The organism is Streptomyces sp. NRRL S-118, from assembly GCF_000716335.1.
Lineage (GTDB): Bacteria > Actinomycetota > Actinomycetes > Streptomycetales > Streptomycetaceae > Streptomyces.
Map to the genome: position 1 here is coordinate 23,557 of NZ_KL591003.1, position 12,442 is coordinate 35,998.

General features: G+C 71.2%; 11 protein-coding genes and 1 pseudogene. 7 read left to right on the plus strand and 5 right to left on the minus strand.

The window, feature by feature from the left end; genetic code table 11:
• The 3 genes and pseudogenes from IH00_RS43870 to IH00_RS0106910 all read left to right on the plus strand — a co-directional run.
• Positions 1–79, plus strand: a pseudogene (locus IH00_RS43870) (VOC family protein); the annotation flags it as partial.
• A gap of 266 nt (positions 80–345) precedes the next feature.
• A complete protein-coding gene (locus IH00_RS0106905; protein WP_031070701.1) occupies positions 346–1,449 on the plus strand; it encodes a hypothetical protein in 1,104 nt (367 codons plus the stop codon).
• A gap of 1,566 nt (positions 1,450–3,015) precedes the next feature.
• Complete coding sequence (locus IH00_RS0106910; protein ID WP_031070703.1) at positions 3,016–3,573, plus strand: DUF3291 domain-containing protein; 558 nt, start codon at positions 3,016–3,018, stop codon at positions 3,571–3,573.
• 155 nt (positions 3,574–3,728) lie between these two features.
• On the opposite strand, the gene IH00_RS0106915 is transcribed toward IH00_RS0106910, so the two are convergent.
• From IH00_RS0106915 to IH00_RS0106925, 3 genes are all read right to left on the minus strand, one after another.
• A complete protein-coding gene (locus tag IH00_RS0106915) occupies positions 3,729–4,568 on the minus strand; it encodes an SDR family NAD(P)-dependent oxidoreductase (protein WP_031070705.1) in 840 nt (279 codons plus the stop codon).
• A gap of 351 nt (positions 4,569–4,919) precedes the next feature.
• Positions 4,920–5,582 carry a response regulator gene (locus IH00_RS0106920; protein WP_031070708.1) on the minus strand — a complete coding sequence of 221 codons (663 nt, stop codon included), beginning with the start codon at positions 5,580–5,582 and terminating at the stop codon, positions 4,920–4,922.
• The gene (locus IH00_RS0106925; RefSeq protein ID WP_031070710.1) at positions 5,579–6,706 is read right to left on the minus strand and encodes a sensor histidine kinase; all 1,128 of its coding nucleotides are present in this window, start codon (positions 6,704–6,706) and stop codon (positions 5,579–5,581) included. Before IH00_RS0106925 ends, IH00_RS0106920 begins: the two co-directional genes overlap by 4 nt.
• A 229-nt stretch (positions 6,707–6,935) precedes the next feature.
• On the opposite strand from IH00_RS0106925, the gene IH00_RS0106930 reads away from it, so the two are divergent.
• Positions 6,936–7,304, plus strand: a complete 369-nt coding sequence (locus IH00_RS0106930) for a DUF6223 family protein (protein WP_031070711.1) — start codon at positions 6,936–6,938, stop codon at positions 7,302–7,304.
• 468 nt (positions 7,305–7,772) lie between these two features.
• On the opposite strand, the gene IH00_RS0106940 is transcribed toward IH00_RS0106930, so the two are convergent.
• On the minus strand, positions 7,773–8,291 hold the full coding sequence (locus tag IH00_RS0106940; RefSeq protein ID WP_031070713.1) for a carboxymuconolactone decarboxylase family protein: 519 nt from the start codon (positions 8,289–8,291) through the stop codon (positions 7,773–7,775).
• 70 nt (positions 8,292–8,361) lie between these two features.
• Here IH00_RS0106940 and sigJ point away from each other — a divergent pair, with 70 nt between their 5' ends.
• The gene (sigJ, locus tag IH00_RS0106945; RefSeq protein WP_031070714.1) at positions 8,362–9,246 is read left to right on the plus strand and encodes an RNA polymerase sigma factor SigJ; all 885 of its coding nucleotides are present in this window, start codon (positions 8,362–8,364) and stop codon (positions 9,244–9,246) included.
• 401 nt (positions 9,247–9,647) lie between these two features.
• On the opposite strand, the gene IH00_RS0106950 is transcribed toward sigJ, so the two are convergent.
• Positions 9,648–10,541 (minus strand): LysR family transcriptional regulator, encoded by an 894-nt coding sequence (locus IH00_RS0106950; protein WP_031070716.1) that lies wholly within the window; start codon positions 10,539–10,541, stop codon positions 9,648–9,650.
• Positions 10,542–10,599: 58 nt separating this feature from the next.
• On the opposite strand from IH00_RS0106950, the gene IH00_RS0106955 reads away from it, so the two are divergent.
• A complete protein-coding gene (locus IH00_RS0106955) occupies positions 10,600–11,355 on the plus strand; it encodes a hemerythrin domain-containing protein (protein ID WP_234334789.1) in 756 nt (251 codons plus the stop codon).
• 67 nt (positions 11,356–11,422) lie between these two features.
• Entirely contained in the window at positions 11,423–12,430 is a 1,008-nt protein-coding gene (locus tag IH00_RS0106960) for a GNAT family N-acetyltransferase (protein ID WP_031070720.1), read from the plus strand.
• The last annotated feature ends 12 nt before the right edge of the window (positions 12,431–12,442 follow it).

Consider the following 12,442-nt stretch of genomic DNA (forward strand, 5'->3'; position numbering starts at 1 on the left):
CCGCGGCGTGTACTTCATGGACCCGGTGGGCCACGCCATGGAACTCATCACCGTGCCGTACGGCGGCTGGACCTCGTAGCACCTTGGTCCAGGGCCGCACCGCAGCACCAGGTGCGGCCCTCGACCGCTGTTCGTGCCCGATGGGCTCGCGGCCAACCAACGCCCTCGAGGGCCAGGCAGCGGGCTCAGCCACACCTGTGTGACTGGGCGCCTCGGTTGGCCAGTTGAGATGGGGTGGCGCGCCCACACCGTCCGCCCGGTCGTCCTCGCTGTCAGCGCTCTGTGTCATTATGCGGACGCGTCCCAGGGGTGCGGGGCGATCCAGTGACTGCCAGGGGGTTGGGGATGGGCGCGGGTACGGAGCCGGACGGCTCGTCCAGGTCCGACGAGGAGTGGGAGCGGTTTCTGCGCGAGTCGGTGGCGGGTGTCGCCGACTCGCCCAAGGAGCCGTCGGCGCGGGCCCGCGCCGGGGCCAAGCGGCTGCGCGCGGAGCCCGGCCGCGGCCTGGAGGGCTGGCGCAGCTACACGCCCGCGCAGCCCAGGCGGCGGCGCACGGGCTGGTACGTGGTCGGGCTGCTGGCCTCGCTGGTGCTGCTGGTGGTGGCGCTCGCGCCGGGGCCGATCGTGGACCTGTTCGCCGGCGACGGCCCTGACTCCTCGCCGTCGGCGGCCGAGACCGCCCGCCCGGCCCAGGCGCCCCCCGCGGAGGTGGCCCGACGTCCCACCAAGGAGGAGCCGTTCCGCGGCTCGCCGGCCGCGAGGTGGGCGAGCGGAGCGGCGGGGATCACCGTGCCGAAGGCCGGGGCGGTCGGCTGGATGAGCGCGGCCGAGGTCGAGCGGGCCCTCGCCCGCAGCCGGGACTTCCTCGTCGCGTCCGGCCTGGACCGCGGGGTGCTGCGGGGCGAGCGCCCCGAGAAGGCGATTGCACTGATCAACCCGCACCAGAAGGACGTCCAAGACCTTTTGAGGACCGCTTTCCGGACCCCGAGCGAGAAGCACGATCCGCTCCTCCTCTTCAGCCGGTTCCAGCCCTCCCGCGCCCACTTGGTCGGCGACGTCGTGAAGACCCGGGGCCGGCTCACCTACCGGGAGGGCGAGCGGGGCGCGCTCCAGGTGACCGCCGACGTCACTTTCGTCTACCCGGTCACTCGCGCGGACGCGGGTGGCGACGACGAGATCGTGCGGACGATCGTCCGGCGCGAGCTGGTCTTGAGCTGGGACGACCCCGACAAGGTGATCACCGAGCCGGGCACGTTCTCGATCGTCTCGTACAAATACGATGTGACCAACGGCGGCTGCGGCGCCCCCACTGGTTACTTCACCCCGCCTTTCGGCACGGACCGCCGGGCGGACGAGGCCGGCACGGAGGTCGACCCGTACGACCGCAGCGTGCCGGTCGGGCGGGGCGACTCCTCCGGGGACGAGTGCGGGAGGGCGACTCGGTCCTAGCGGCATGTCTGGTGGCGGCCACCCTGACCCCGTGGGCGATGAACATCCGGCCGCCGATCCGCTCCCAGCGCGGCGCCAGGCCGGTCGACCGAGCCCGGCGTGCAGCCGGGCGGCGACGTGCATGAGCGCCAGACAGTGGACGACGCCGATCGGGGCAGGGAGCCCGCCGAGTCAGCCACGTGCGGTGCGCGGACACGCTGCGATGGACAGTTCCGCTCAACGGCGGAGCACAGTGCTCACGGGCCGCGGAAGGAGACGTGGAAGCAGTCGATGTCTGTGGATTCGACGGCGTCCAAGTCCTGGGCGCGGCATCCGCCGTCCTTGACATGGCTTCCAGGTCACGTCAGCGGCCGGCACGAGCCGCCCGCCGACGGCGCTGGGTGCGGCACGCTCGCCAGTCGAACCAGTCGCGGAGCACCTTGCTCGACGAGCGCGGATGACGACCACCACGTGCTGTCGCTCACTCGACAGGCGGACGTCAGGACCGGCCGCTTTCTTCCCGCCTCCACCGGCGCGCCTGCGGCGTCGCCCTTGCAGGCGCATGAACGGCACGGCAGGACGGCACGGGGGCGACAACAGCCAGAGGTACCAGCGCGGCGGTGGCGAGGCTTCCTGCTTCTCCCCCACCCCACGCTTCAGCCGGTGGCCGGAGTTGCACACCATGGCCCCTCCCACACAGCGCATTTCAAAGCCGCGGGATGAGAAGGGCGTAGGTCCTCAAGGATGACCGCGACGGCCGATACCGCACCGCCCACCTCCTGCACCCGGCGGTCGGCGAACGGCGAACGGCGAACGGCACCAGATACCGGCCGTTCCCGATCGGCATGGCTGCCGGCAAATCGACGCAGGTGGGCGGCGCGGCCCGGCGGCTGAAGGTGAGCCCCGCCGGGCGGCCTCGCGGGCCAGTTCCGGGCACGACCAATGCGAGAGCGGGACTTCACTCCCGGCAGGCAGCCAGCAGGCCAGCACCCTGACCTCGGCGGCCTGCCGCGCGGTGCGAACGCGCCGGGACAGCCCCAGCATTGACGGTCCTTGGGCCCGCGCAGGGTCCGCCTGCGCGAACCGGCCACGCCAGCGGCGCACGGTGTCCACATGCAGCCCCGTCTCCCAGCGATGCATGCGTCGGAGCGACCACGCGAGGCGTGCAGCACCACCTGTGCACGCACCCGCAGCCGGTGCTCGGTCTCGTGGCCGTCGGCCATCTTCTTCAACCGCACGCGTGCGGCGGCACTCGGGGCTGTCGGACCTGGGGGCGGGCATGGCGGGCGACCTGATCGGTCCGAAGCGGATCACTGCGGTACTTCGCAGCCTGACTCGCCCGTCACCGCCCAGGACCCGCAACGACCAGTGCAGGAGGCCACTTCAACAGGGAGAACGCAACTTCGACATGGCCCGCAGAGGCAGCTACCTTCACCTGGTCTTGGCGATCGCCCACGGTCGCACGGGACTTCCTTCGGGGTGAGCCACTCGCGACGGGATGCGTTGTCACGCCCAAGGAACCTCGCCCCCCACGCCCCAGCCACCCAACCGGGTCCACACCAGGCACCCCCAACCAGGGAGAGACGCATGCCCCATCTTGCGCTGTACACGTTCGGCGTCCTGAAGACACCCCTCGCCGATCCCGCACCTCTCATGCGCGAGTTCTACGAGAGGGGTGAGGCCGTCTACCGGAAGATCGGCCAGCACCCCGGATATCTCGCGCGTGCTGAAGCGGCAGACGGGGAACAGGGTGTGCTCTTCGAGGCGGACTGGGGTGCATGGGGAGAGTTCGCCGTACCGACGTGGTACGGCAAGGGCCGTACTGCGGAAACCACCGCCCTGGCCACGACCCTCTCACTCTGGACCGACCTGCGCTCCGCCTTCGACGCCGTCTACACCGGTCTGCACCGTGAGGCGCTCAACAGGCGCTATGACTGGTTCGAGAGGACGCGGCACCCGAACTACGTGTTCTGGTGGGTCTCCGACGGCGTGATACCCACCTGGCAGGACGGGGTTTCCAGGCTGGAACACCTCCACGACCACGGCTCCGTGCCGCACGCCTTCACCTTCCACCACTCGTTCGCCCCGGACGGAACTCCGACCAGGGTCGAAGCCATCGGGCCGAAAAGCGACCAGGTTCGCTGAGAAGGAACCCTGAACGACCGGGTTCGCCGGGGAACGCCCGGCACCCCCAAGACGCCCTCGACCCGCCTGCGGCCTCCGGCCGCGTGCCGCCCCCTGAACTGCGCGGATGGCCGGCCCGGTCTCCGGCCGGGGAGGCCGGAGTTACTTGGGCAAGTTCAGTCCTGGGACCCCGCGGACGCCGCACGGCCGACGAGGGCGTCGGTCAGCCTCATCAGCCGCTTGCGGGCTTCGGTGTCGTACGCCTGCTCATGGGCCCGGGTGTCGGTGAACTGGTCGAAATAGCGCCCCGTGGTGGTCGTGAGGCCGGGGTCGAGCAGCAGCCTGACCGTCGGTCGCACCCCCTCCTCGACGTTCGTCACCGGAACGAGGCCGTACTCGCGCACCCCGTCGGTGTCCATGAGGTGGGCGGGGTGGAGGGTGTTGACCGTGACGCCGGTGCCGTCAAGCTCGGCGGCCAGCTCGAACGTCATCATGATCAGAGCGAGTTTGCTGCGGCAGTACGCGCGCAGCCCCTCGTAGTCCCGCTCCAGCATGACGTCGTCGAAATCGACGGTCTCCTGACCGATCGAGGCGACGTTGACGACCCGGGCCGGCGCCGAGGCGGTGAGCAGGGGCAGCAGACCGCGGGTGAGGGCGTACGGGGCGAGGTGGTTCACGGCGAATCGCAGCTCATGGCCCTGGGCGCTGAGCTCCCGCTTGTGCGGTTCGGCGCCGCCGCCGGCAACGGCGTTGTTGATCAGCCCGTCGAGCCGGGGCTCGGCCGCACGGATCCGGGCGGCCATCGCATGCACCTGGTCGAGGTCGGACAGATCGGCGAGGTAGGTACGGACCGTGGTGCCCGGAGCAGCGGCCCGCACCTCGGCGGCGACGCGGTCGAGGCGGCCCCGGTCGCGGCCGTGCAGCAGGAGCGTCCCGCCCCGTTTCGCGAGGTCGAGCGCCAGGCCGCGGCCCATGCCCTGGGTGGCTCCGGTGATCAGAGTGGTGTGCTGCGTCATACCCTCAGCCTGGCAGCCGGGAGCGGCGGCACCGAGTGTGAACCGGTCCTGGTGTCACCACCACCAGGCTCCGGGCGCACTCGCGGCGGGGGCTCGACGCGGATCCCCTCGACGTCGGCCGCGACGAGGACGAACACGGAGACAAGGGGATCTCCCCCGGATGGGCAACAGCCCCAGCCCGCCGCGGCGACTGCCGAGCGGGCGGGCGGCCGGGTCCGGCGCAGCCGCCGGGCGGCCCATGCCGGCGAGCAGGCGCTCGCGCGGGGACCGCAGAGGCGCTCGATGAGCCGGCCCGCGAGTTCCTGGGCACGAGGCGCCGTAGCGCTCCGGCCGGTCAACGGCGCGCTGGGGTCAGGAGTTGCTCGGGGAAACCAGGCCGGATTCGTAGGCGAGGACCACGAGCTGGGCGCGATCACGCGCGTGGAGCTTGGCCATGGCCCGGTTGATGTGGGTCTTGGCGGTCAACGGGCTGATGACCATGCGGTCGGCGATCTCGTCGTTGGACATGCCCTGTGCGGCCAGTGCGACCGCCTCGCGTTCGCGGCCGGTCAGCCCCTCCAGCCCGCTGCCGGCGCGGGTGGGGGGCCGCTGGGCGACGTACCGGTCGATGAGCTTACGGGTGATCGTGGGGGCGAGCAGGGCGTCGCCGCGGGCGGCGACACGTACGGCGTGCAGGAGGTCCTCCGGCACGATGTCCTTGACGAGGAAGCCGGCGGCGCCGGCGCGCAGCGCGTCGAAGACGTACTCGTCCATGCCGTAGTTGGTCAGCATGACGACGTGCACCCCGGCCAGGGCCGGGTCCCCGGCGATGCGCCGGGTCGCTTCGATGCCGTCCATGACGGGCATCTGGATGTCCATGAGCGTGACGTCGGGCAGATGCTCCTGGACGAGCGCCAAGCCTTCTTGGCCGTCGGCGGCCTCGGCCACCACCTCGATATCGTCTTCGAGGTCGAGCAGCGCGCGGAAGCCGCTGCGGATGAGCGGCTGGTCGTCCACCAGCAGGACCCGGATCACGACGCTCCGTTCGTGGGGAGTTCGGCCTGGACGGTGAAGCCGCCCGCGCTGCGCGGCTCGGTACGCAGCCGGCCGCCCAGGGCCGTGACGCGTTCGCGCATGCCGAGCAGCCCGAGGCCTGACGTCGGCGCGGGGTGCGGTGTTGCCTTTCCGTTGTCGTCGACGCGGATGGCGAGGGCGTCCGGCCGGTAGTCGATGAGCACCGAAGCGGTGGTTGCGGCGGCGTGCCGGGCGACGTTGGTGAGCGACTCCTGGACGATCCGGTAAGCGGTACGGCCCACTGCGGCCGGCACGGCCTGCGGATGTCCTTCGATCGTCAGCGTCGTCTCCAGGCCGGTTGTCCGGAACCCTTTCACCAGGTGCGCGATGTGGTCGAGTCCGTGCGGCGGGGCGGTGTCGTCGTCACGCAGCGCCTCAAGGGTCGCGCGCAGCTCCCGGCTCGCCTCCCGGCCGGCTTCCTGGATCGCCAGCAGGGCCTCCGGCACCTGCTCGCCCCGCCGCCGGGCCACATGGACGGCGACCTCGGCCTGCACCTTGATGACCGAGATCTGGTGGGTGAGCGAGTCGTGCAGCTCCCGCGCGATGCGCAGCCGCTCCTCGTCGGCCCGGCGCCTGGCGGTCTCCTCGCGGGTGCGCTCGGCTTCGTCCGCCCGCCGTTCGGCCTGCCGCACCGCCTCTCCGGCGGCGAAGGCGGCGATGAGCCACGCGATCTCAAGAGTGTTCCGGGCCTGCGCCACGACCTCGCGCGCGGGCCCGGCGTGGAAGACCAGGGAGGTGAGGTGGAGCACGGCCACCAGGCCCACGGATGCGGCCAGTGCGGCGGCGCGGTGCCCAGCACGTACCGCGCCGTAGACCGCGACCAGGTAGGAGACGGCGAGCACCTCGAACCCGGCCGCCAGACAGCCGGCCGCGGACAGCCCGGTGAACGCCAGGACCACGAGCGGGGCCCGGCGGCGCGCGGCCAGCGCCAGCCCGCCGGCCGCCAGCAGCGCGGAGCCGAGCAGCTCGCGGCCCCCGGCCGGGTGCGGCCCGGACAGCCCGGTGCCCAGCAGCAGCGCTGCCACGCCCACGGCGATCGCCCGGTCGGTGACCGCGGCCGGGACAGCAAACCGTCCTTTGTCCATGGGTGCACCGTAGCCGGATGCGGTCGTGGGCGGGTCCGGCTCATGGACGAGCGGTCGGCTACCGCGTATGCGGTACTCGCGCGCCGCCTGCCGCATCCGCGGTATCCCGGTGCCGCGGCGGTGGCAGTGGAAAGTGCCTGCGGCTGCCGGACGACCGGCAGGGGGTCGGGCACACATGCTCAAGGCACATCGAACCTCGCAGTCAGCGAGGGAGAAGGAGGAGAGCGGCATGGGTGCTTCAGCAGCGCTGATGGTGGCGGCCGAGGGCGGGATCATCGGCGACGGGCGGACCGGCGCCAATCTGGCCTTGGGGGTGGGGCTGCTCGGCCTGGCCATCGGCTGGCTGGCCCTGGCCCGCGCCGGCGGCCGGATCAGCATCGGCAACGCTCGCACCGGCGGAATGTCGGCCATCGCGGTCGGGTTGGCCGGCACGGCCCTCGCGGTGCTGCACCTGGCCACCTCCAGCGGCGGTCCCGGCACCGGCAACGGGCTCGTCGGCGCCATCGTCGCCGTCCCGCTGGGGCTGGGCGCCGCGTACCTCGGCGGCCGGGCGCTGACCCGCGCCCGTGGCGCCTTGACCGGCCGATCGATCGGATGACCGTCAGGCCGCCACCCGGTCAAGGCGTGCCCGCGGCCGCCGCACGCCGGCGCCTGTAGGCGGCTGCCCGCAGGACGCGCCCCTGCTCGGTCTCGAATGCGCGGCCGACGGCGTGCTGACGATCGCCCGGCTCCATGACTTCCGCCGCCTGCGCATCCGCTGGGAACGACGCGACGACATCCACGAAGGCTCGACGACGTAGCGGAAGATGCCCAGGCCGGTGCCGTGGGGCCGGCCTCGCTCCGCGACCACGGGACGAACAGGTTCCGCACAGCGCCAGCCGGTCCGGCACTCGAGGTCTGCCCTCGACCAGCTTCAGCGCCGCCGAGCGGCCGGCCAGGGCAGCAACGGCTCGATCAGCGAACACAGTTCGTCCAACACGATCCATGGCCGCGACTGACGTTTCCCCACGACCAGACGACGACAGACCACCCGATCGTCATTGATCAACAGTTTTGTTGGGGCCAGTCAGTCCCACTGGTTGTCGGCGAGAGAGGTGACCGGCTGGGGCTTGCCGATGACGGCCAGCGCGGTGAAGAAGCTGATCTGGCCGATGGCAACGGTGAGGGTGGCCAGCGCCTTGTTGTCGTAGTGCTGCGCCACCTCGGCGTACAGCTCGTCACTGACGCGTTCCTTGCCGTGCGGGGCGGGCTGAAGGGTGGCTTCCACCAGGGCGAGGGCGGCGCGCTCGGCCGGGGTGAAGTAGGGCGCGTCCTGCCAGGAGGAGACGGCGGTGATGCGCTCCTCGCTCTCGCCGGCCTTGCGCAGGAAGCCGGTGTTGAGGATGGTCAGGTAGGTGTTGCGGGCGATCTGCCCGGCGCGCAGGTGAATGAGGTTGATCGTGTTGCGTGGCACCGACTGGTTGCCCGTGGCGCGGAAGAGGGCGGCGCTGACGTCGTTCAGCTCGGGAACGAACTTGGCCGGGTCCTGCATGCGGGAGATCGAGGTGGCCGCGTCCTGGGAAGCAGCAGTGGTGTTGGCGCTCATCGTGGTCCTCCGTGTTCATCGGTTAGCGTCCGTCAGACAACCGACGGATCTCGCGATGAGGATGTGACAGGTGAACGGGGATGTTTTTCCGGTCGATCGCTTCGAGGCGGAGCGACCCGGGCTTCGGGCCGTGGCCTACCGGATGCTGGGGTCGCTTGCCGAGGCGGAGGACGCCGTCCAGGAGACGTGGATGAGGCTCAGCCGCACCGACGTGAGCGAGGTGAAGAACCCGGGCGCCTGGCTCACCACGGTCGTGGGCCGGATATGCCTGGACATGCTGCGCTCACGTACTTCGCGGCGCGAGGATCCGCTGCCCGAGCAGGACGGGTCGGTCCGGCTTCCCGACCCGGTGGTCACCGGGTTCGGCCGCGTCGATCCCGAGCAGGAAGCGCTGATCGCGGACTCGGTGAGCATCGCGCTCATGGTCGTGTTGGAGACTCTCTCCCCGGCCGAGCGGCTCGCCTTCGTCCTGCATGACATGTTCGACGTGCCTTTCGACGACATCGCCCCCATCCTCGGCCGCACCACCGTCTCCACGCGGCAGCTCGCCAGCCGCGCCCGCCGCCGGGTCCAGGGCGCCGCCCCGGCGGCCGACACCGACAACGCCCGCAAACGCGTCGTCGTCGACGCTTTCCTGACCGCCTCCCGCAGTGGTGACTTCGAGGCGCTCCTCACCGTCCTCGACCCCGACGTGGTCGCGCGCTCCGACGGCGGCACACTCGTCCCGAGCGTCCTGCGGCGCGGCGCGGCAGACGTGGCATCCCAGGCGATCACCTTCGCCCGCTTCGCGGCGGACGCGCGTCTGGTACTCGTCAACGGCACGCCCGGTGTTGTCTCGTTCACCGAGGGCCGACCGTTGTCCGTCATGTCGTTCACCATCCGGGGCGGCCGCATCACCGCACTGAACATCCTCACCGATCCTGAGCGTCTGACCACGCTCGGCCTGAGCGTCTGACCGCCGGCCGGACTGTGGCCCGGCGCCGCACTGCCGCGGCAGCCCGGCAGCAGCACCCCGGCGAACGCCCGGCACGACAACGGCCGACAGCCGCACCGCGGACGCCGCCCGAGCGGCGGCCGGACGGCAACCGGTACCGCAGGGCAGGCTGCCGGGACAGCGCGGCGCGGTTTCGGGGAGCCTGGACGACGCGGCCGTGCGACGTCCGGCCGTCGGTCCCGACACCGGCGCGGAACAGTCGAGCCGGGACACGCACTGAGCGCAAGAACGGCACCGCGGCACAGCATGCCGAGAGGGGCCTGTGCACACCGCAGTCAGGCTCGCCGTCGGGACGAGATCGCGGGCGTGGTGAAGGATCCGCCCCGCCGCGGCGCCGGCGAGGCGCCGAGTCGGCGGGCGCGTCAGAACCGGAACGCGCCCAGATCTCGCACCGTGTCGGCCAGGGCGCGGATGAGGTCGTTCTCGGATTCGGTCCGCCAGACCAGGGCGAAGGTCATGGTCGTCATGTCGGGGATGGGAAGCCATCGGATGTTCGACATGCCCCAGTACCTGGTGACGTGGCCGGGGAAGGCATGGATGATGTCGCCCATGCCGACGCCGCTGATCAGTTCATCGGCGGTATCCGCCGCCGCGGACGTGAGACGCTCGATCGGCCGGCCTCGTGGGGTGTGGAAGGGCAGGTAGCTGTCCTCCCAGTAGTCCGGCAGGCCGAGGGCGGTGGCGTGCGGGAAGTCGGCGAGCAGTTCCAGTGACGCGGAGTCCCGTCCCGCGAGCTGGTGGTCGGCGGCCACGGCAAGGATCCGTGAGTCGGTGCACAGGGTCGGCCCGACGGTGAAGTCCGGCTCTTCCACCGGCAGCCAGGGAACGACGACGTCCATGGCACCGCTTCGCAGCTGGCCGAACACATCGGTGAAGGTTGCCTGACGGATCTGGAGTCCCCAGTGCGGGTACCGGGCGCGGAACGCCTTCCAATAGGGGTGCAGGTCGGCCACGTTGAAGGGCAGCAGGCTGACGCGGAGTTGTGCGGTGATTCCGCGGGCGGCCAGCCGGGCGCGGTCCAGGGAGTCGTGCAGGCCCGCGTAGACCGGTTGCAGATCGTCGCGGAACTGTCGGCCGACCTCGGTCAGGCGCACCGTGCGGCTGGTGCGGGTGAACAGCTCGGCACCGATGCGCCGCTCCTGCTTCTTGATGGCCTGGCTGATGCGCGCCTGGGAGACGTGCAGCCGCTGTGCGGTCCGGCCGAAATGCAGCTCCTCGGCCAGTACCAGGAAGATTTCGATGTCCCGCAGCTCCACCGGCTCCCCAGTCCCCCGTTGATAACCCTGCGGTTATCGAACAGCGCAGAATTCTACATTGATCATCTTCATGACTGGCACGAGGGTTGTGGGCATGCAATCCGACCGGCGTGACGCGATCGATCTCACCGTGATGTGGGCGATGCACGATGCCCTGCGCCGGGAACTGGCCCACCTCGACCGGATCACGACCGCCGCGGACCGTGACACACAGCGTGTGCTGGCCACCGCTGCCGGATGGAGGATGTTCAAACAGGCCCTGCACGCCCACCATTCCGCCGAGGACGACGCGCTGTGGCCAGCGCTGCGCCGAAGCCTGGCCGGCCACCCGCCGGAGCTGGCCCTCTTGGAGGCTCTGGAGGCCGAACATGCCGCCATCCGATCGGTGATCGAGGCCATCGACGCTGCGCTGGCCGACCCACAGGTGGCCCCAGCGCAGTTGGGTGACTTGACCGACGCCCTGACCACCGGGCTGGCCGGACACCTGTCGCACGAGGAGGGCGGAGCCCTGCCGTTGATCCAGCGGGCGTTGACGGCCGAGCAGTGGGGCCGCTTCGGCCACGTCCATGCGCAGCACATCGCCCGGGACGCACCGGTTCTGCTGCCGTGGCTGCTGGACGGGGCCGACGAAGAAACGGTGGCGAAACTGCTCGGTCCATTGTCCGCCGCCACGCGCGCCGCCTGCACCGACGAGTGGCTACCGGCCTACATCGCGCTGGACCGCTGGAGTCCCGGCACCGCGGGCCGGCCCAGCGCAGGTCCGGCAGGCGCACTCACTCACCTTCGTGTCCGCGGGCGCGATGCCCGCCGATGAGGGGAAGGCGAGGGATTGCATGCGCACCAGCCGGAAGTACGTTCACCGCAATCACAGGAGTGTTCCCTTGTCCGACCATGCCCACTTCGACCTCGTTCCGCTCGATCACGTCTCCGTCACCGAGGCCGCCGCGTGGCATCAGGTCGTCGTCGCCTCGATGATCCACGACCTGCCGGGCGTACCACCTCCGAGCCCCGGGCAGATCCACGCCCGGCTCACCAAGCCCACCCTGGACAGCCGCCAACTGAACTGGCTGGCCACCGGGGAGGACGGCGTCAGGGTCGGTGTCGCGGGCCTGCGGCTCTTCACCTCCCCGGGACGCGATCACCTGGCCGAACTGGAGCTTCACGTCGACCCCGCGCACCGGCGACGGGGGGCCGGGACGCGCCTGCTCGCGGCGGCCGTTGCGGCCTGCCGTACGGAGGACCGGCGCAGCCTGATCGTCGAAGCCCCGGCCGGCAGTCCCGGCGAGGCGTTCTGCGAGCGGTGGAGCTTCCGACGGGTCCTGACCCTGGAGCACCTGATCCTGCACATGGACAAGCTGGACGAGGCAGCGCTGCGCCGGGTGGGCGATGCCGAGCACCCCGGCTACCGGCTGACCGGCTGGACCGGCACGGTGCCCGACGACCTCGCCGACGCCTTCGCCGCAGCCAAGAACGCGATGAACGACATGCCCGTCGGGGACCTGGATTACGGGAGCGTGGTGTGGGATGCGGACCGTGTCCGCGCCATGGCCCGGGTGATCGCCGACCGCGGGGACTCCCTGCTGACCCTCGCCGCCGTCCACGACGACGGTGCGATGGCGGGCTACACCGAGATCCTGGTCCCCGAGGGCGCGTCGTCCCGGGTGCAGCAGTACGACACCGCGGTCGTGCCCGCGCACCGCGGCCACGGTCTGGGGCTGTGGCTCAAGGCCGCCATGGTGGGCAGGCTGCGTGCCGAGCACCCCGGTGTCGTCGAGATCGAGACCGACAACGCCGAGGACAATGTCCACATGCTCGCGGTCAACCGTGAGTTGGGCTTCCGCTCCTACCGGCGCACCCGCGAATATCAACTCGACGTGCCCTCAGTCTGATCTCCACCCGTC

What these genes read in the sequence shown, in the direction of transcription:
- IH00_RS0106930 (WP_031070711.1), top strand. Translation starts at nt 6,936, where the DNA reads ATGGGTGCTTCAGCAGCGCTGATGGTGGCGGCCGAGGGCGGGATCATC.
- IH00_RS0106940 (WP_031070713.1), bottom strand. Translation starts at nt 8,291, where the DNA reads ATGAGCGCCAACACCACTGCTGCTTCCCAGGACGCGGCCACCTCGATC.
- IH00_RS0106910 (WP_031070703.1), top strand. Translation starts at nt 3,016, where the DNA reads ATGCCCCATCTTGCGCTGTACACGTTCGGCGTCCTGAAGACACCCCTC.
- IH00_RS0106925 (WP_031070710.1), bottom strand. Translation starts at nt 6,706, where the DNA reads ATGGACAAAGGACGGTTTGCTGTCCCGGCCGCGGTCACCGACCGGGCG.
- IH00_RS0106915 (WP_031070705.1), bottom strand. Translation starts at nt 4,568, where the DNA reads ATGACGCAGCACACCACTCTGATCACCGGAGCCACCCAGGGCATGGGC.
- IH00_RS0106905 (WP_031070701.1), top strand. Translation starts at nt 346, where the DNA reads ATGGGCGCGGGTACGGAGCCGGACGGCTCGTCCAGGTCCGACGAGGAG.